This window comes from Citrobacter sp. Cb031 (assembly GCF_030336725.1).
Lineage (GTDB): Bacteria > Pseudomonadota > Gammaproteobacteria > Enterobacterales > Enterobacteriaceae > Citrobacter > Citrobacter braakii.
Genome location: NZ_JAOWDA010000021.1, coordinates 506579 through 526152, shown reverse-complemented (window position 1 = coordinate 526152; position 19574 = coordinate 506579). Strand labels below are relative to the sequence as shown.

Genomic DNA, 19574 nt, shown 5'->3' with positions numbered 1-19574 from the left:
TACGATGAAACGACAAACGGGTTTGTTACTGGGAAGCGCTTTACTGCTGATGGCCCATTCGTCCTGGGCGACGGTCTGCCAAAACTCGAATGGCACGCCAACGGATGTTTTTTACGATCTGTCGAATGTCTTCAACAGTAGTAACAACCAGCCGGGACAGGTGGTGACGTTACCGGAAAAATCTGGCTGGGTTGGCGTGAATGCCACCTGTCCGGCCGGGACAACGGTAAATTACACCTATCGAAGCTATGTCACTGAACTTCCGGTTCAAAGTACCGAAGGCGGCTTCCAGTATCTGAAGCTCAATGACTACCTGCTGGGGGCCATGAGCATAACCGATAGCTATGCCGGGTTATTTTATCCCCCGCGTAATTACATTCGCATGGGGACTCACCCTAACGTACCTAAGCAGCAGCCTTTTGGCGTGATGGATTCAAAGCTGGTGTTTAAGCTCAAAGTGATCCGCCCGTTTATTAACATGGTGCCGATTCCGCGGCAGACGATGTTCAGCGTCTATGTCACGACCAGTACCGGAGATGCGCTAAGCGTGCCGGTTTATACCATCAGCTACAGCGGCAAGGTGGAGGTTCCACAAAACTGCGAAGTAAACGCCGGGCAGATTGTTGAGTTTGATTTTGGTGATATTGGCGCATCGCTGTTTAGCAAGGCAGGAGCGGGAAACCGGCCAGAAGGCATCAATCCGCAGACCAAAACGGTAGCGATAAAATGCACCAACGTCGCTGCACAGGCCTACTTAACCATGCGTGTAGAGGCCGAGAAAGCCACCGGGCAAATGATGGTATCTGACAATCCCGATTTAGGTTTTATTGTCGCCGACAGCAGCGGTAAACCGCTGACGCCCAATAATCTGTCCAGCACTATCCCGTTTCAACTGGATGATAACGCCGCGGCGAGCGTGGGTATTCGAACATGGCCGGTTAGCGTAACGGGCAATAAGCCTACCGAAGGACCTTTTACAGCCCGTGGCTATCTGCGAGTGGATTATGACTAACAAGCAAACGCCAGCCGCAGGGAAACGCCTGGCAATGGTGTGCCTGCTGACATTCAGCTCGTTGTGCCATGCCGCTTCGTCGCTGGGGGAAATCAATATTGAACTGCGCGGAAACGTGGTGGACTTTACCTGCGCGGTAATTGCCAGCGACAGCAATAAGTCGGTGGAGCTAGGCACCTGGCCGACCAAGCAGCTTCAGAACAGCGGAGATACTACTCAACCGGTCGCGTTTACGCTGAAGCTAGAAGGCTGCCCGCCGGGTTCCGCTTCGATAACGTTTTCCGGAACTCCGGCCCCGGGCACGACGTTGCTGGCGCTTGATGATGCGGTGATGGCGCAAAAGGTGGCGATCGAACTGCACGACAGCGACCGTACGCGATTGCCGCTCGAACAGGCCAGCCAGACGGTGGGGATTGATGAGAACGGCAATGCCACGCTGACCTTTTTCGCAAACTATATCGCGTTAGCTGCTGGGGTTCAGCCTGGCATTGCCAGGGCTGATGCCACGTTCATGATTAACTATAACTAATCAATGCGCTAACAAAACACTCCCGAACGAAATCTCGCCGGGAGTGTTATTACATTAATTCATGCATTTTTGCGTAATCGATCAGCTCAACGATGGTGTGCAACCCGAGCTTGGAGTAGATATTAGCCTTGTGAGCGCTAATCGTTTTATTGCTGAGTAACAACTGCTCAGCAATTTCCTTATTGGATAGCCCGTTTGCCAGATAACGCAAAACGGTAACTTCACGGTTAGAGAGCGGCATGTCATGTAAGACGCCTTTTTGTGCATTTATATTGTTAATGAAATTAAGGGTATCCGAAGGAAAAAAGGAATATCCCGATAAAATCATTTTTACCGCATTGTAGATATCATTGAGATCCTTTCGTTTACTGACAAACCCATTTGCACCGGCCCGGATAGCACGCCCGGCATAAAACGACTCGGATTTTGAGGACAGAAACAGTACCCGAGTTTTCTCCTGCAATGACTTTATTCTTTTGAGTAATGTAAACCCATCAGAACCAGGCAGTTCAATATCCAGGATGACAAGATCGACAGGGTACGTGCGCAGATGTTCTATTGCCGTACGGCTGTCATCGGTTTTCAACACTACCTGAATATTACTGTTTTTCTCGAGTAGTACTTCTATCGACATTCTGACAATAGGGTGTTCGTCCATAATGATAACGGATGCTGGTTTCATTGTTGTATGCCTCAAACTGTTTGCGTATCTTGCGAATTTGATAAAACATCAGGCGTTATAATATTGTCAAATAGCCAAGAATTGTTCTGAGGGAGAGCCGAATAAATATTATTTCATCCTTGTTTATTCGGTTGTTCTTCTGCAGAACAATGAATTTGTGGAAAATCCATTTCACACCGGGAAAACTAACAATTAATCAGGAAACTGTGGGGATTATACCTGCTCTGCTCATTCGGAAAAGACTTACAACATCCTGGTTGTTAATGTCAGTTAGGATATTCTGAAAGATCCAGATGTGTTAATGACTATTGGTATTATTTATCTGCGGTTCGAATTATGGCAGATTGAAAATTTTTTTTAAACAGTAAAAACGACACAATAAACCAATTGTTTAGGTTTTGTTAAGGCTGCAATAGGACTATTTTTTATTGAAATGCACAGGATCAGTAAGGTTAAGTGTGAGTGTGCCTCCAGGCATAATACCAGGAATAGTTGTAAATATTAAATATTTGTAAAAATTAGATCTTTTTTCTTATTCAAGAATAAGTAATTTCCTAAAAAATCTTATAGCACAATGAGTTATGGTGTTAAATTAAATGGGGAGAGGTAACGTTGAGGCGGTGTATCAGATGCAAAAAGCGCTGCCTGCTGGGTAATCCAAGGCGCGTAATCAACTGGTTCAGGCGATAGATGATGCGGTGGTAGGGTTGTGCCTGTAACAATGCAATCTTTTTTAAGGAGTTACCCTGTAATAGTAAGGTAATCAGCTCCCAGTCGAGCTGATTTATACGCCTGGAATGAATATAGTTAAGAGCCGGAGATAATAAGGCATGGCGCATCTCGGGGAGGCGCAAATTGCGTGGCAAGATATAAAATGGACCGGACAGTGAAATAAATGTAGTGAGGTCTTCATCGCGACTGGAAAGCATTATGAAGATTTGGATGTCATTATGCTTCTTAATTAGCTGGCGCAGGCTTTCAAGTATATCAAAATAAGGTATTGTTAAGCTTTCAATGTCAATCACTAACTGGCTAATTACCGGCTCTTGCATGCTGAGCAAAGTCGATTCAACGCTCTGGAAGATCGCCGTGCGAGTACCTGAGAATAAATGTCGACTCAGCGCATAGGCCAGATAGTAGTCTGTCGTAATTATCGCCTGAGATATAGTGCCGTCCGGTAAGGTGTATTCGAGTTTTTGCGCCAGATACTCGATCCGGTCAAATACCTGTGAGGTACAGTGGGGAAATTGCCAGCTACAGTTAGCGTTTCGTATACGGCGATAGCGGTCCCGGCGTTTTGCACTGTGCATCCTTTTCCATTCCATTTCTGTTGCGGCAGGTCTGGATAAATTGCTGACTACAGGCATCCCTGAACCAAACTTTTGTCAGCGCAAATGTGAGTTGACTTGTGCCGTTGGGTTTCAGTGCTTCAACAATCATCAGACTGGCAATTGCGTACTCCATCAGAATAATCTGCCGGAAGTTTTCTGATGTCTTACTCAATGCCCAAAAGATCGTTTTATCCAGTTCAACCTCTCTCTGAGATTAGATAAAATATTACCGGGTGTGTCTTTCTGTTACCCCGGAAATAGTATGGCCGGATTATTCTCGCAGCCTGAAGCCAGGTACAGTAGGAGCCGATGCTTAATCCATGATGAGATATTTCTCAATAAAAATTAGGCAAAGATACCCCGTCTAATTTTGCAGAAAGTTCAGATGTGCGCGGATGTATCTTAAGAATTGCTGATCGTTTTTCACATGCAGCTTTTTCATAATGCTGCGGCGGGTCGCTTTGGCCTGGATATCACTGACTGAGAGCAGATGAGCCGTTTCGGCTAACGTATACCCGCTGGCGAGAAACATTAAGAACTGGCGTTCTTCGATAGAAAAGTTGCGGGTGGTGCAGTAATGGCAGATAGTCGCGGGCACGCTAGTGCGCAGTGCGCGTTTTTGCAGGATGAGGACCAGTTTTTTGGTTATCTCGTCGACGTCATCTTCCCGATAAATCAGTGGCAACATGTACAGGCAGGGGCGGAACATCAGCTTATCTTTGTCGTTTTTGCTACAGATGACCACCCGGTGTTGGCGCCTGGTGTGGACAGGAACCATGTAACAATCGGCGCTGAGCCAATCTTCATCCAGTGAGATAAACGCGATTTCAGCGCGATCGATATCTTCGACAGGTAAAAAGCTAATCTCCTGATGCCACTGATTTGCCAGATGGGAGATGATGATTTTCAGTCCATGTTCGAAATGACTGTTTTCTTCCTTGATGGCGATACTTAACATTAAAGAGTTCCTGACCACTGGAGAGGGGATAAAGGAATGTTAAGCAAAATCATAAATATTCTAAATACATGTATCCCTAAATCTGACGTTTTGCGGGCTGAGTTGTTACCAGGTGATTTCCTGGATACCTTTGAACGAGCAGAAAAAATCAACATTCGTACACTTCGCCAGCAACCGAAACAAAAGGCATTGACTCAGCAAGCGCTGACCGTATAATTCACGCGTTTCATCTGCATGAAGTAATCACTTCGCAATGCGCCCTTAGCTCAGTTGGATAGAGCAACGGCCTTCTAAGCCGTAGGTCGTAGGTTCGAATCCTACAGGGCGTACCATTTCAACGTCACTTCTGATGTTCAGCTTCTGCTAATCGCGACAAATTTTCTTTTGCCAACCACATTTCCACTTCTGTAAGACTTAGTTGTACTTCCTCTCTGAGTGAAAAATCAGCTAGCGGCTGCTGTTCAAGCGCTGCGCACATCCTGCTGGCAGAACGCATCCCCATGCTGGCGCAGCTGCTTTTTAGCTGATGTGCCAGACGTTTTATCTTCTCGTACTCACATGCTGCGCGCGCTGCGTCAATCTCATCTAATACAGGAAGGGTGTGTTGCTTAAAGAGCGCTAACCATTCGTGCACCTTTTGCCATCCCATTAGCTGGATATCCCCGGCTAATTGCTGGGTATCTAACCGTTGGTTGTCATTTTCTAATGCAACCGGGAGAGGGGCGTTACCGTGCAGATAATGGGTAATGAGCCGACTGAGTTCATCCTGTGGAACCGGTTTTTGAATAACGCCGCGAAACAGGGTGCTGGTTCTTTGGCTTAGCGTTTCGTCGATGACGTGTGCGCTAAAGCCTATTAGCTTTAACGTCGGAAACTCGCGGGTTAACTGTTGCGCCAGCGTGATGCCGTCGATATCCGGAAGATCAAAATCAACCAGCGCGGCATTATACTGGGCGTCTTGCTGCAGTATGGTGAGCGCCGCAGCCGCACTGTCGGCAGCGGTGACCTGGGCGCCATTGAGGGTGAGCATTTCTGTACTGATGCGCTGCGTGAGGGGGTTATCCTCGATTAGCAGTAAGCGTAAACCCTGTAACGATATGGCACGTGGAACGGATTTAGCTACCGGCATCGCGCCAGCCCGTAATGGCAGACGAAGACGAAAGCAGCTTCCGACTCCCGGCGTACTGGTGACGCTCAGTTCTCCCTGCATCGCCTGCGCAAGGCTGGCACTGATAGTGAGTCCAAGCCCGGTCCCCCCACGTTTACCGCTAACCTGAACAAACGGCTGAAAAATATCGCGCTGATGGACAGGATCAATCCCGCATCCCGTGTCCTCAACCTCAATATACCAGTCCTGATCTTTACATCGGCTACGCAGGGTGATGTGTCCGCGATCGGTAAAGCGCAGCGCGTTGTTTAATAGGTTAGTTATGATTTGCCGAATGCGGCGCGGATCGCCGCGTAGGGAGTCGGGGACATCGTCGGCAAAATCCGTAACCAGCACGACCGGGCGACCCACAACGCGACCGTGCATGAGCTGAAGCGTACTTTCCAGCAAGGGTCTGGGCTCAAAAGGTTCATCGCCGATCGCCACATTTTTTCCGCCCGCTTCGATGGCGGAATAGTCCAGGATATCGTTGAGGATGGTCAGCAGAGACTCGCCAGAGTCGGTGATTGCGCGCAGATTCTCCTGATGCTGCGCCAGAGCGGGATTGTCTGAGAGCAACTGCGCAGTGCCGAGGATCCCATACAGCGGGGTGCGTATCTCATGGCTCATGGCGGCCAGAAACGCCGATTTTGCCTGGTTGGCTTTTTCGGCTTCTGCCCGCGCCTGCCGGTGTTCCGACACCATAGAACGCAGCTCGGCGGTGCGAGCTTTTACCTGAGCGGCCAGATGTTCGCGATGGCTATTAAGGGCGTGAACGCTACCGCGAAAGGCGTCCATTAACCGACCGATGGTATCCAGTTCGCGAACGCCCGCTGTTTCCGGAAATGGGGAGTCAATATCACCTTCAAGCAGACGCTGTAACGCCTGGGTTTGCTGCGCCAACGGGCGCGTGACCGAGCGGTAAACTACGCGCCAAAGAATGAGAATTAACAAGCACAATGACACCGCACCTAACAGCAGCAGCAGCGTTTGCCCGCGCTGGCTGGCCTGTTTGAGATGCGCCAGCCCGGTCTGATTGCGTTGGCCAATGATTTCTACCAACTGACTGACTTGGCTACTGAAACGGGTAAATTGCTCGATATTATTCTGCGATAAGATCTGTAAGCGGGTGGTGATGTCATTATCCTGACGATACAGGGCCAGCAGATCGACATAACGGCTTATCGAATTTACAGCGCCGGCAACCTGAGTGCGTACCACCGGATCTTCAATGCGTATTTGTCGGCGGTGAAGCACTCTGACGGCGGCATTAAGCTGGGTTTCCAGCGCTGCAAGGTTATTCTGCGCCTGGTTATTCCCCAGATTCATCACCATTTGCTGCACGCGTAGCGCGCTCAGGCGCAGTTCATTCATCTGGTTATAATATTCCAGATCGATATCGATAAGCCTGTCGAGAGCGTGTTCTGCCGCCTGCCCCTGATGGCTCTCAATCAAATCATAAATGCTTGCCTGCGTAGCGCCCGCCGAGGTGGCGGCATTACTGGCCTGACCGCGCGCCATTTCGGCAACGTCGGCGGTAGCCTCAACAATATGTTGGCTGAGCTGTTGCTGCCGATCGCGCAGTTTCAGACGTTCGCCAACCAACTCCCCCTGATGGCTTAACGACTGGGCGATCTCTTTTTCCTGTTGTTCAATGGCCGACGTATCAAAGCCCTGCTCGCGCAGGGTTTTCAGTAAAGCGGTTATTTTCAGGCTTTGGGCGGTTAACATACGCCCCTGAGCCAGCCACATATTTTCATTATCTGCGGTGGTCAGATTCTGCGCGGAAAACAGTTCCCAGGCGCTAGCTTCGCTGAGCTGGCGCGCCATGTCCATGGTCGGGATCAGCGCCTGGGTATTGGCCTGCTCAACCTGGCTGACAAAACGCAGGTTATACCAGCCAACCAGCGTACTAATGAGGGTCAGTGCCGCCATCAGCCCGAAGCCTATCCACAGTCGTTTGGTCAGAGATAAATTCACTGTCGGGTCGCCACAGATTAAAAAGGTTGAGTCCAAAAGAGGAAAGCAACTAGGATAAAGCCTTATCAATGTTGAGGCTATCATGCGCGTATTGGTTTTCCTGCTTATCACACTTTTTCCCGGCTTAGGTCACGCGACCGGGTCTGCACTGCTGCGCTGGCCGGATACCCAGCAGGCAGTACCGGAACCGCTAACGGACGTTACTGCAAACAAAGTCTGGAAACTGTGCGCGCTGTATCCCAGCCTGAAGGATTCCTACTGGCTTTCCGTGAATTACGGCATGCTGGAGGCGGCGAAAAAATACGGCGTAAGCCTGAAGGTGCTCGAGGCGGGAGGGTATCGCCAGTTCGACACGCAAAAATCACAAATCGCTCAATGCCAGCAATGGGGCGCGGATGCCATTTTGTTGGGCAGCAGCACGACGACTTTTCCGGATTTGCAGGCACAGGTTGGCACGCTACCGGTTATCGAGGTGGTGAATGCTATCCATGACGCAACGGTAAAAGCCCGGGTTGGGGTTCCGTGGTTCCAGATGGGTTATCAGCCAGGCCGCTATTTGGTTAAGTGGAGCGCGGGCAAACCGCTAAAGGTCTTATTATTGCCAGGACCTGATGACGCCGGGGGCAGTCGTGAGATGGTGGCCGGGTTCCGTCAGGCGATTGCCGGCAGTCAGGTGCGCATCGTGGATGTGGCGTTGGGCGATAATGATATTGAAATACAGCGTAATCTGTTGCAGGAGATGCTTGAGCGTCACCCGGATGCCGACGTGGTGGCCGGTACAGCAATTGCTGCTGAAGCGGCAATGGGGGAGAAGCGCAATCAGGGCGCGCCGTTAACTGTCGTCTCTTTTTATCTGTCGCATCAGGTGTATCGCGGGCTTAAACGCGAAAGAATCATTATGGCTGCCAGCGATCAAATGGTCTGGCAAGGTGAACTGGCGATTCAGCAGGCTATCAGAGTATTACAAGGACAACCGGTGCCGGAAAATATCAGTCCACCGATCCTGGTGCTCACCCCGAAAAATGCCGACAGCCAGCATGTAAAGTGCTCGTTGTCACCCGGCGGATTCCGTCCTGTTTATCTGTATCAGTACACGTCAGCCGCTAAAAAATAACCTTCCCCGTGCTGCGTTACCAGTAAATCAGCACGCAGCTTGTGGCGTAAACGGCGGATCAGTACGTCCACGGTGCGTAAGTCCGGATTGTCTACCCGTCGTGCCGAAAGCATGCGCAGTAAACGTTCGCGACTGAGAATTTCCCCCGGATTGGTGACAAACGCGACCAGCATTTCATACTCGGCGCGGGTGAGTTTGATTGCCTCGTCGCCCAGTTCCAGAGTATGACGGGAGACATTCAGACAATACCCGGCAAACTGATAGCAGTTGTCTTTAGCCTCCGGTCGCGCCTCGCGGGCAAGGTCGATACGCCAGAGTAAATTTTTCACTCTCACCACCAGTTCACGTAGCTCCAGCGGCTTGGTGACATAATCATCAGCCCCCATTTCCAGGCCAACGATACGGTCAATTTGGTCACTACGACCCGTGACCAGGATGATCCCCACCGTTGAGCGTTCACGCAGGGCGCGGGTCAGCATTAAGCCATTTTCATCCGGGAGATTGATATCTAACAGAATAAGATCGACAGAGTGTTGTGATATGATTTCACGCAGGCCGGCTCCGCTGGCTGTGACCGAGACGTGATAACCTTCCTGTTCAAAATAAGCCTGTAATCGTGCCTGGGTAACGGGTTCATCCTCAACAATGACAATGTGATGCGACATCCTGGTTGTTGTCTCTTTCTGTTCATATCTGTTCACATTGTGCCGTAAGCCATTCATCCTGACCAGTGTTGCCGTTCACATTTGCGAAATAAGATCCTCTGTAACTAAACCATATATTTACAGGGGCTATTATGCGGAAACTATGGAGGGCGCTGCTCAGACCGAGCGCACGTTGGTCAGTGTTGGCGCTGGTCGTCATCGGGATGGTGGTCGGTATCGCGCTGATCGTCTTACCGCACGTTGGCATTAAATTAACCAGTTCAACCGAATTTTGCGTGAGCTGCCACAGCATGCAGCCGGTTTATGAAGAATATAAACAGTCTGCGCATTTTCAGAATGCCTCCGGGGTGCGCGCAGAGTGCCATGATTGCCACATTCCATCTGATATCCCTGGCATGGTGAAACGTAAGCTGGAGGCCAGCAACGATATTTACCAGACCTTTATTGCCCACTCTATTGATACTCCTGAGAAATTCGAAGCCAAACGTGCCGAACTGGCGGAGCGCGAATGGGCACGAATGAAGGAGAACAACTCCGCGACCTGTCGTTCCTGTCATAACTATGATGCGATGGATCACGCGAAACAGCATCCTGAAGCTGCGCGTCAGATGAAGATTGCTGCCAAGGACAATCAATCTTGTATCGACTGCCATAAAGGTATTGCGCATCAGCTTCCTGACATGAGCAGCGGTTTCCGTAAGCAGTTTGACCAGTTACGCGCCAACGCAAACGACGATGGCGATACGCTCTATTCTCTGGACATCAAACCTATTTATGCCGCCAAAGGGGATAAAGAACCTGCGGGCTCACTGCTACCAGCTTCTGAAGTCAAAGTGTTAAAGCGTGACGGCGACTGGCTGCAAATTGAGATTGTGGGCTGGACAGAGAGTAACGGGCGTCAGCGCGTGCTGGCGCAATTGCCGGGTAAACGCATTTTTGTGGCCTCCATTCGTGGCGACATCCAGCAGCACGTGAAAACCCTGGAGCAAACGACCGTCGCGGAAACGAATACGCAGTGGAGCAAGCTGCAGGCCACCGCCTGGATGCAGAAGGGCGATATGGTTAACGACATCAAGCCAATCTGGGCTTATGCCGACTCGCTCTATAACGGAACCTGTAACCAGTGCCACGGCGCACCTGAGAAAGAACACTTTGACGCCAACGGCTGGATTGGCACGTTGAACGGCATGATTGGATTTACCAGTCTGGATAAACGTGAAGAACGTACCTTACTGAAATATTTGCAGATGAATGCCTCTGACACCACGGACAAGCCGCATGGCGATAAGGGAGAAAGCAATGAAAAATAACGATCTCTTTCAGGCATCTCGCCGTCGTTTTCTACTGCAGTTGGGCGGCTTGACCGTCGCTGGTATGTTAGGACCTTCGCTGCTCACACCGCGCAGCGCCAACGCCGCAGAGGTGCAGGGAACTGGCGTTAAAGAGGGGATCCTGACCGGATCTCACTGGGGGGCAATCCGCGCCACCGTGGTTGATGGGCGTTTTATTGAAGCCAAACCGTTTGAGCGTGATAAGTACCCGTCAAAAATGATCGCCGGACTGCCGGATCACGTGCATGGCGGGGCGCGTATTCGCTATCCAATGGTCCGTGTCGACTGGTTGCGTAAACGCCATCAGAGCGATACCACGCAGCGTGGAGATAACCGCTTTGTGCGCGTTTCGTGGGATGAAGCGCTGGACTTCTTCTATCAGGAGCTGGAGCGAATTCAGAAGACCTATGGCCCGAGCGCGCTGCTGACGGCCAGCGGTTGGCAATCAACCGGCATGTTCCATAACGCCTCGGGGATGCTGGCGCGCGCCATTGCGCTGCACGGCAACAGCGTAAGTACCGGGGGCGACTATTCCACTGGTGCTGCCCAGGTGATTCTGCCGCGCGTGGTCGGGTCAATGGAGGTATATGAACAGCAGACCTCCTGGCCGCTGGTGCTGAAAAACAGCAAAACGATTGTGCTGTGGGGTTCCGACCTGATTAAAAACCAGCAGGCGAACTGGTGGTGCCCGGATCATGATGTTTATGAATACTACGAACAACTGAAAGAAAAAGTGGCGCGCGGCGAGATCTCGGTTATCAGTGTTGATCCGGTCATCACCTCGACGCACGACTACCTGGGCCGCGACAAGGTTAAACACGTCGCCGTGAATCCGCAGGCCGATGTGCCGCTACAGCTGGCGCTGGCGCACACACTTTATACCGAGAAGCTCTACGATAAGCATTTTCTCGATAACTACTGCGTAGGGTTTGAGCAGTTTCTGCCTTATCTGCTGGGGGAAAGTGACGGACAGCCTAAAGATGCCCAGTGGGCGGAAAAAATATGCGGGATTGATGCCGATACGATTCGTGAACTGGCGCGGCAAATGGCGGGCGGAAGAACGCAGATTATTGCCGGCTGGTGCGTCCAGCGTATGCAGCACGGGGAACAGTGGGCGTGGATGATCGTGGTGCTGGCCTCAATGCTTGGACAAATCGGCTTACCCGGCGGTGGCTTCGGCTTTGGCTGGCACTACAACGGCGCGGGCACGCCAAGCCGCAAAGGGATTATCCTGAGCGGTTTTTCTGGCTCCACCACCGTACCTCCTGTGCATGACAGCACTGATTATAAGGGGTACAGCAGCACCATCCCGATCGCGCGTTTTATCGATGCGATTCTTGAGCCGGGTAAACAAATTAACTGGAACGGCAAAACCGTCAAGTTGCCGCCGTTGAAGATGTGCGTTTTTGCCGGGACCAACCCTTTCCATCGTCACCAGCAGATCAATCGTATTATTGAGGGCTGGCGTAAGCTGGAAACCGTTATCGCCATCGATAATCAGTGGACCTCGACCTGTCGATTCGCTGACATCGTATTGCCCGCAACGACCCAGTTTGAGCGTAACGATCTTGACCAGTATGGCAACCACTCCAACCGCGGCATTATCGCCATGAAACAGTTGGTGCAGCCGCAATTTGAAGCACGTAATGATTTCGATATTTTCCGCGATCTCTGCCGCCGCTTTAATCGTGAAGAAGCCTTTACCGAAGGGCTGGATGAGATGGGTTGGCTGAAACGGATCTGGCAGGAAGGAAGCCAGCAGGGGAAAGGGCGCGGCGTTCATCTCCCCGCTTTTGACGTTTTCTGGAATCAGCAAGAGTACGTTGAATTCGAACATCCGCAGATGTTTGTACGTCATCAGGCATTCCGCGAAGACCCCGATCTTGAGCCGCTGGGCACGCCGAGCGGTTTGATCGAAATTTTCTCGAAAATCATTGCCGGTATGCAGTATGACGACTGCCAGGGGCATCCGATGTGGTTTGAGAAAATCGAACGCTCACATGGTGGACCCGGGTCGCAGCGTTGGCCACTGCATCTGCAATCTGTTCACCCTGATTTCCGTCTGCACTCGCAGCTTTGTGAATCTGAAGCGCTGCGTAAGCATTATGCGGTAAGTGGTAAAGAGCCGGTGTTTATCAACCCGCAGGATGCCAGCGTCAGGGGGATTCGCAACGGTGATATTGTCCGTGTGTTTAACGCACGTGGACAAGTACTGGCCGGGGCGGTTGTCTCCGATCTCTACTCGCCAGGCGTGGCGCGTATTCATGAAGGTGCCTGGTACGACCCTGATAACGGCGGAGAAACTGGGGCGCTGTGTAAATACGGCAATCCAAACGTATTAACAATCGATATCGGCACGTCTCAACTGGCCCAGGCGACCAGCGCTCATACCACGCTGGTGGAAATTGAGAAATATACCGGCAAGGTGGATAACGTGACGGCGTTTAGCGGCCCGATAAAAATGGTGGCGCAGTGCGAATATGTTCCGGCGGAGAAGGTATCGTCATGATAAAACATTCTTCCCTGACAACAGAACAGATGGCCTGCGTTTACGCCTGGCTGGCGCAGTTGTTTTCCCGGGAACGGGACGATGACAGCCTGGCACTTTTGCAGTCCAGCGAAATGGCTGAGTGGTTCGCGGTGCTAAAAGGTGAACCGTCGCTTGAAGCGGAAGTCCTTCAGCTGGAGGAGAAAATTGCTGCGCTTCAGGTGCGTGAGGACGCAACCCTCGAACTGGCGGCTGATTTTTGTAGCCTGTTTCTGATGTCGGAAAAACACGCGGCGTTACCCTATGCGTCGGTCCATCTTGAAGGAGGGCCGAATTACGGGGTCATTAAACGATTGTTAGCCGATGCTGGCATGCAGGTAAGCGAAACGTTTAGCGAGTCAGCCGATCATCTGGCAATTTTTATCGAACTGCTGAGTCATCTGCATTTTTCTCTGGGAGAGTCCGGGCTTAGCCGCCAGCGTATTGATGCGCTGCGCAGAGAAACGCTGGCGGGGCTGTTACGCTGGTTACCGGAATTCACCGCCAAATGCCGCCGCTATGATGACTTTGGTTTCTATGGCGCGCTGAGTCAGTTGTTGCTGGCACTGGTCAGGCTGGATATTCAGAACTGAGTGATGGCCTAAGCCACAGAACACCGGGAATACATTCGCTCTAATGCTTGCCATTTTAACGAAAATGAATGGGCGTAATGAGTAACTGAGAGTGGGACATCCGGAGGCAATGAATCTGTTGCCTCCGGTATATTGCTACATTTACCGCTGAGGTGAACGGAACCCTGAGTAAGAATCACATGTTCTCAAGAATGCTTAACTTATAAACGTTAGTGCACATTCGCCCCCATTTTGACCCTATCACCGCACAACCAGCACGGGACATTTTGCATGGCGTACTACGGCAGCCGCCGTTGAACCCAGCAGATAAGTGCTAAAACCAGGCTTATGTGAGGCAATGACGATAAGCTCAGCGTCAACCGCTTCCGCCAGTTTGAGGATCTGATCCTTCGGCGGGCCGTAAACGACGTGAGTCTGACTCCTGCCTGCAGGAATATTGAACTGCTTAATAATCTCTTCGAGTTTTTCGCTGGCCTTGGCCTGCAGACCGCTTCTGTCCGGGAATTCTGTTGAGTAAGCCAGCCCCAGCGAGGCATAGAACGGAACGGTAGGAATAACGGCTAAAAAGTGGACCTTAGCGGTTTTGGCATGCGCCAGGACCTGTGGAACAACATGGCGGGTTAAATCGGTTTCAGAGATATCAATGGGCACCAGAATTGAGCGATACATATTCACTACCTCCTGTTTGTTTACCTCTACCCAGAGTGTAGCGAAAATCGAATCTGTATAATAAGTGACCAGATCAAGGTTGCATGCATAAATGCGCGTCAATGATAGGTGTGTGTCACAAGTCTTGTCGTGAATGTATATCTGAGCACAACCACAAGAGGGGTATCTTCATTAATACGTGTTATCTCGTAATAGAAAAGGGTTCGTTTTTATGTTTTTCCATTGTATATTTTATTATATAGCGGCTATTACCAAGGGCATAATTTTAATGCCATTCAGCACTCATCAAATTTTTATTCTGACGTTTCCATAATTAATGGTTAATTAAACCTTTGGTTTGGTTTAATTATCTGATTTTAAAATGATATTTTATATTTAATTTCGTTCTTATTAATTATGCGAGCGCCTTCAAACTTACCCACATGCTGATTCTCATTTCCCTCTGCGTTTGATGAATATCAATAAGTAACCGCGTTAGGGTAATTATTGTCTACCTATTAAAGGGTATTCGTCTTGTGGGAATAAAAGATGAGAAAAATAAATAAAACCATCCTCGGGACGATGCTGCTGTGCATTGTTCTTGGTGCTGTTATCGTTTTGGCAGGGCAATGGACGTTGCACAAAACCTCAAGCACGGAATTCTGTTTATCGTGCCATACGATGCAAGCACCGTATGAGGAATATACCGGTTCGGTTCACTTTCAGAATCAGAAAGGTATTCGTGCAGAGTGTGCTGATTGTCATATCCCCCAGGGCGGCCTGGATTATCTGGTGGCTAAACTGCGGGCCTCAAAAGATGTTTATCATCAGTTCATAACCAAAAAAATCGATACCCCAGAAAAATTTGAAGAACACCGTCTGGAGATGGCGCAAACCGTCTGGGCACAGCTAAAAGCGAGCGATTCTGCGACCTGCCGTAGCTGTCACAGCATGGACGCGATGGATCTTGCCGCACAAAGCGCGGAGGCCCAGAAAATGCACAAAATGGGCATTGAGGAAAAGCAAACCTGTATTGATTGCCACAAAGGCGTCGCCCATTTCCCACCTGAAATAAAAATGGATGACAGCGCGCTCAAAGGGCTTGAAGCGCAGTCAGCCTCCACCCCTGCTTCGGCAACAGAGCTTTATGCCGTAAGCAACACCGCGCTGGGCGATTTGGGAACCGTTTACCCGGCAACAAAAATGCAGGTTCTGAAAACAACGGACAATACGCGACAGGTCGAGATTCGCGGTAGCCAGATGCAGGGAAATGAACAGGTCATTTACTACGCGGCAGGACAGCGTTTGATTCTTGCCAGCCTGAGTGAAAAAGGTCAGCAATCGCTGAAGATCCTCTCCGACTGGAAAAAAGATGATTACGGCAATGTGTGGCGAGATGTCGTGCTGCAGGGTGAATGGAGCGGTTCCGCTCTCGCCAGCCGTGAACCGATGTGGGATTACGCGCGCAAACTCGACAATGTGTACTGCGCGGGCTGCCATGCGCCAATTCCGGCGAATCATTTCACGCTCAACGCCTGGCCTTCAGTAGCAAAAGGGATGGGCGCTCGCACCAATATCAGTGAAAACGAACTGGATATCCTGAGCCGTTACTTCCAGTACAACGCTAAAGACATGAACAAATAAGCGATAAATCAGGAGAAATCATGAAACTCACAAGACGTGACTTTATTAAGACGGCCGGCGCGGCAACCGGGACAATGGCGATTTCTTCGGTGATCCCAATGCCGGCCTGGGCCGAAGGCCAAAATGGCGGAGCGATTCTGACGGCAGCGCGTTGGGGCGCGGTATACGTGGAAGTAAAAGATGGCAAAGTGGTTTCCTCAAAAGGCGCGTTGCCTAAAACGGTGCCGAACTCGTTACAGCAAACCGCGCCGGATCAGGTCCATACCAATATCCGCGTAAAATATCCGATGGTGCGCAAAAGCTATCTGGAAAACCCGGGTAATGCGGATGGTAAACGTGGAAGCGATCCTTTCGTGCGGGTTAGCTGGGAGCAGGCACTGAAACTGATACATGAGCAGCATAGCCGGATCCGTAGCAGCTATGGCCCAGCGTCGATATTTGCTGGTTCTTATGGTTGGCGCTCCAGCGGCGTTCTGCATAAAGCGCAAACCTTACTGCAACGCTATATGAGCATGGCCGGTGGTTACGCAGGTCATACCGGAGATTATTCAACCGGTGCCGCGCAGGTGATCATGCCTTACGTTGTGGGATCGGTTGAAGTCTATGAGCAGCAAACCACCTGGCCGATGGTGCTTGAGCACAGTCAGGTCGTGGTGCTGTGGGGGATGAACCCGCTCAATACCCTCAAGATTGCCTGGAGCAGCACGGATGAACAGGGGATTGAATACTTTAATCTGCTGAAGAAATCAGGGAAAAGCGTCATCGCCATCGATCCGATGCGTTCCGAAACCATTGAGTTCTTTGGTGATAATGCAACCTGGATTGCGCCACATATGGGGACCGATGTGGCGATGATGTTAGGGATCGCCCATACGCTGGTGAAGAAAAATCTCCATGACAAAGCCTTCCTGGAAAAATACACCACTGGATATCCGCAATTTGAAGAGTATTTGCTCGGCAAGAGCGACAAAATAGAGAAAACCGCCGAGTGGGCTTCCGGCGTGTGCGGCGTGCCTGCTGAGCAACTGGAGAAGCTGGCGGAAATTTTCTCCAGCAATCAAACCATGCTCATGGCGGGTTGGGGGATTCAGCGCCAGCAATACGGTGAGCAAAAACACTGGATGCTGGTGACTCTGGCGGCGATGCTGGGGCAAATTGGTACCGAAGGCGGTGGTTTCGGATTCTCTTATCACTATTCCAACGGCGGTAACCCAACGCGTACCGGGGGAGTATTGCCAGCCATCTCCGCCCAAATTGAGGGTGGGTCATCTGCGGGTAACGACTGGGCGGTTTCCGATGCGGTGATCAGCCTGCCGGTAGCGCGAATTGTCGAAGCGCTGGAAAATCCAGGCGGCAAATATCAGCATAACGGTAAAGAGCAAACCTTCCCGGATATCAAAATGATCTGGTGGGCGGGCGGCGCTAACTTTACCCATCATCAGGATACTAACCGTTTAATCAAAGCCTGGCAGAAGCCTGAACTGGTTGTCATCTCTGAGTGCTACTGGACCGCAGCGGCCAAACATGCCGATATAGTCCTGCCGATCACCACGTCGTTTGAGCGCAACGATCTGACCATGACCGGTGATTACAGTAACCAACATCTGGTGCCGATGAAGCAGGTCATTGAGCCGCAGTTTGAAGCACGCAGTGATTTTGACGTATTTGCCGATCTGGCGGAGATGCTCAAGCCTGGCGGTAAGGCGGTCTACACCGAGGGCAAAGATGAAATGGCTTGGCTGAAGCAGTTCTATGATGCCGCGCAAAAAGCCGCCCGCGCCCAGCGTATCGCGATGCCTCAGTTCAACGCGTTTTGGCAGCAAAACAAACTGATCGAAATGCGTGAGAATGAAAAGAATAACAAATATGTACGCTACGCGGATTTCCGCAGCGATCCGGTGATGAATGCGCTTGGAACGCCGAGCGGTAAGATAGAAATCTACTCAAAAACGATTGAAGGCTATCAATACAAAGATTGTCCGCCGCATGCGTCATGGATTGAACCCGATGAATGGAAAGGAACTGCGGATAAAGATCAACTGCAGCTACTGACGGCGCACCCGGCACATCGTCTGCACAGTCAGTTGAACTACGCTTCGCTGCGCAAAGAGTACGCGATTGCTAATCGTGAGCCGGTAACGATTCACCCGGATGATGCGAAAGCCAGAGGTATTGCCGAGGGCGATCTGGTACGCGTATGGAACGCGCGTGGACAGGTGCTGGTGGGGGCACACATCAGTGACGGTATCAAACCGGGAATCATCTGTATCCATGAAGGCGCATGGCCAGATATTGAGAACGGTATCTGCAAAAATGGCGGCGCGAACGTGCTGACGGCGGATATCCCAACCTCAAGGCTGGCGAATGGCTGCGCGGGGAATACCAGCCTGGTATACGCAGAGAAATTCACCGGCGAAGCGCCAAAACTCACCGTCTTTGATGAGCCAGCAATCGTCACTCTGTAATGATGGTTGAAAAGCGGGGGCCGTAAGGCTCCCGCTTTTTATTGCTGGTATGGCAATGTCTTACCGCTGTTACTCTGCCAGCACAATCACATCTCCCGTTGCCAGGGCGTCAGTTCCCGGTAGCCACAATCGACCCCACGAACCGGTGCAATGACAGCCGAGTAGTTTTTCTGGTTGTTGTTGCTTAATAAATTGTCGGGTTCGCCATAGCTTAGCAGGGGGGGCGGTGCGTAAATGGAACCCACCGACGAGGGCGTAAATTTGGTTAACGCCGGTGATGTTTTGGCAATGGCGTACGATATTCTCTATTCCCCGATGCCCGCATCCGGTAATGATGACTAACCCGCGATCAGATTTATAGATCAATACGCCTTCGTCGCTGATGTAATCCGGTTGAGGTGTTTTCTCGCTAATAACGCCATAGGCCTGTGGAGTGGCGACACTAATTTCCCCGGACCACAAAAATCGATCGCTGATCGCCAACGGTTCACGGGTGTATTCCATGATTAGTCGAGAGTAGTCGTTATCACGCGAGAGTTTTTTTATTTTTCTTGGCGTTCCCGCCAGGGTTATTGAGGCGTACCGTTCGCAGGCTATTTGGGGATGGCAAATGATACGACTGTTATCCGCCAGCCACGGCACGCCGCCACAGTGATCGTAATGGCCGTGCGAAAGAACCACGGCGGTCAATTGCGTCAGGTCTACGCCCATTTGCGCGGCATTAAGTATGAAGCTGTCGTCCGGGCCGGTATCAAATAGTATGGTGGTGGTTTCATCCTGAACTAACAGACTTAATCCAGGCTTTGCCCGTAATGATTTATCTGCGCTCGCAGCGCGCCTGTTTTCAAGCAATACCGTGAGGGTTAATGCCATGCCTGACTCCAGTATTAAAACGGCATACTGTAATACATGACCGTTGAGAGCGCTGTGATCGCAGCGCTCTTTGTG

Annotated in this window: 16 protein-coding genes and 1 tRNA gene; 10 read left to right on the top strand and 7 right to left on the bottom strand. The window is 50.9% G+C overall.

Features of this window, described 5'->3' with window-relative positions; genetic code table 11:
- Positions 1–4 precede the first annotated feature (4 nt).
- Complete coding sequence (gene fimH, locus OGV93_RS06930; protein ID WP_016155910.1) at positions 5–1012, top strand: type 1 fimbria D-mannose specific adhesin FimH; 1008 nt, start codon at positions 5–7, stop codon at positions 1010–1012.
- Positions 1005–1541, top strand: coding sequence for a fimbria assembly protein (gene sfmF, locus OGV93_RS06925; RefSeq protein WP_019076205.1), 537 nt, complete (start codon positions 1005–1007; stop codon positions 1539–1541). Before fimH ends, sfmF begins: the two co-directional genes overlap by 8 nt.
- 49 nt (positions 1542–1590) lie before the next feature.
- On the opposite strand, the gene fimZ is transcribed toward sfmF, so the two are convergent.
- The 3 genes from fimZ to fimW all read right to left on the bottom strand — a co-directional run bounded on the left by fimZ (position 1591) and on the right by fimW (position 4512).
- A complete protein-coding gene (fimZ, locus tag OGV93_RS06920; protein ID WP_016152131.1) occupies positions 1591–2223 on the bottom strand; it encodes a fimbria biosynthesis transcriptional regulator FimZ in 633 nt (210 codons plus the stop codon).
- 587 nt (positions 2224–2810) lie between these two features.
- Positions 2811–3533, bottom strand: coding sequence for a fimbria biosynthesis regulator FimY (gene fimY, locus OGV93_RS06915; protein WP_049271314.1), 723 nt, complete (start codon positions 3531–3533; stop codon positions 2811–2813).
- Between the two features lie 385 nt (positions 3534–3918).
- Positions 3919–4512: a fimbria biosynthesis transcriptional regulator FimW gene (gene fimW / locus OGV93_RS06910; protein WP_016155913.1), complete on the bottom strand. Its 594-nt coding sequence runs from the start codon at positions 4510–4512 to the stop codon at positions 3919–3921.
- Between the two features lie 36 nt (positions 4513–4548).
- On the opposite strand from fimW, the gene OGV93_RS06905 reads away from it, so the two are divergent.
- Positions 4549–4728, top strand: a complete 180-nt coding sequence (locus OGV93_RS06905) for a hypothetical protein (RefSeq protein ID WP_016152134.1) — start codon at positions 4549–4551, stop codon at positions 4726–4728.
- 39 nt (positions 4729–4767) lie between these two features.
- Positions 4768–4844 (top strand) — tRNA-Arg (locus OGV93_RS06900).
- Positions 4845–4852: 8 nt separating this feature from the next.
- Here the strand turns inward: OGV93_RS06900 and torS are convergent.
- Complete coding sequence (gene torS, locus OGV93_RS06895; protein WP_287109468.1) at positions 4853–7639, bottom strand: TMAO reductase system sensor histidine kinase/response regulator TorS; 2787 nt, start codon at positions 7637–7639, stop codon at positions 4853–4855.
- 82 nt (positions 7640–7721) lie between these two features.
- Here torS and torT point away from each other — a divergent pair, with 82 nt between their 5' ends.
- On the top strand, positions 7722–8753 hold the full coding sequence (torT, locus tag OGV93_RS06890) for a TMAO reductase system periplasmic protein TorT (RefSeq protein WP_047358039.1): 1032 nt from the start codon (positions 7722–7724) through the stop codon (positions 8751–8753).
- Here the strand turns inward: torT and torR are convergent.
- On the bottom strand, positions 8726–9418 hold the full coding sequence (gene torR, locus OGV93_RS06885; RefSeq protein ID WP_287109467.1) for a two-component system response regulator TorR: 693 nt from the start codon (positions 9416–9418) through the stop codon (positions 8726–8728). The two genes, torT and torR, sit on opposite strands and share 28 nt — an antisense overlap.
- Positions 9419–9549: 131 nt before the next feature.
- Between torR and torC the strand changes: the two genes are divergently transcribed.
- From torC to torD, 3 genes are read left to right on the top strand one after another with little or no spacing between them, the layout of a single operon-like run.
- Positions 9550–10728, top strand: a complete 1179-nt coding sequence (torC, locus tag OGV93_RS06880) for a pentaheme c-type cytochrome TorC (RefSeq protein ID WP_287109466.1) — start codon at positions 9550–9552, stop codon at positions 10726–10728.
- Positions 10718–13258 carry a trimethylamine-N-oxide reductase TorA gene (torA, locus tag OGV93_RS06875; protein ID WP_103928990.1) on the top strand — a complete coding sequence of 847 codons (2541 nt, stop codon included), beginning with the start codon at positions 10718–10720 and terminating at the stop codon, positions 13256–13258. The genes torC and torA overlap by 11 nt, the downstream gene beginning before the upstream one ends.
- Positions 13255–13869 (top strand): molecular chaperone TorD, encoded by a 615-nt coding sequence (gene torD / locus OGV93_RS06870; protein ID WP_287109465.1) that lies wholly within the window; start codon positions 13255–13257, stop codon positions 13867–13869. The genes torA and torD overlap by 4 nt, the downstream gene beginning before the upstream one ends.
- Positions 13870–14109: 240 nt before the next feature.
- On the opposite strand, the gene uspF is transcribed toward torD, so the two are convergent.
- A complete protein-coding gene (gene uspF, locus OGV93_RS06865) occupies positions 14110–14538 on the bottom strand; it encodes a universal stress protein UspF (protein ID WP_016152141.1) in 429 nt (142 codons plus the stop codon).
- Between the two features lie 528 nt (positions 14539–15066).
- Here uspF and OGV93_RS06860 point away from each other — a divergent pair.
- Positions 15067–16161: a NapC/NirT family cytochrome c gene (locus OGV93_RS06860; protein ID WP_016155916.1), complete on the top strand. Its 1095-nt coding sequence runs from the start codon at positions 15067–15069 to the stop codon at positions 16159–16161.
- A gap of 20 nt (positions 16162–16181) precedes the next feature.
- On the top strand, positions 16182–18626 hold the full coding sequence (locus tag OGV93_RS06855; RefSeq protein WP_047501839.1) for a trimethylamine-N-oxide reductase 2: 2445 nt from the start codon (positions 16182–16184) through the stop codon (positions 18624–18626).
- 69 nt (positions 18627–18695) lie between these two features.
- On the opposite strand, the gene OGV93_RS06850 is transcribed toward OGV93_RS06855, so the two are convergent.
- Positions 18696–19499 carry an MBL fold metallo-hydrolase gene (locus OGV93_RS06850; protein WP_287109464.1) on the bottom strand — a complete coding sequence of 268 codons (804 nt, stop codon included), beginning with the start codon at positions 19497–19499 and terminating at the stop codon, positions 18696–18698.
- Positions 19500–19574: the final 75 nt, after the last annotated feature.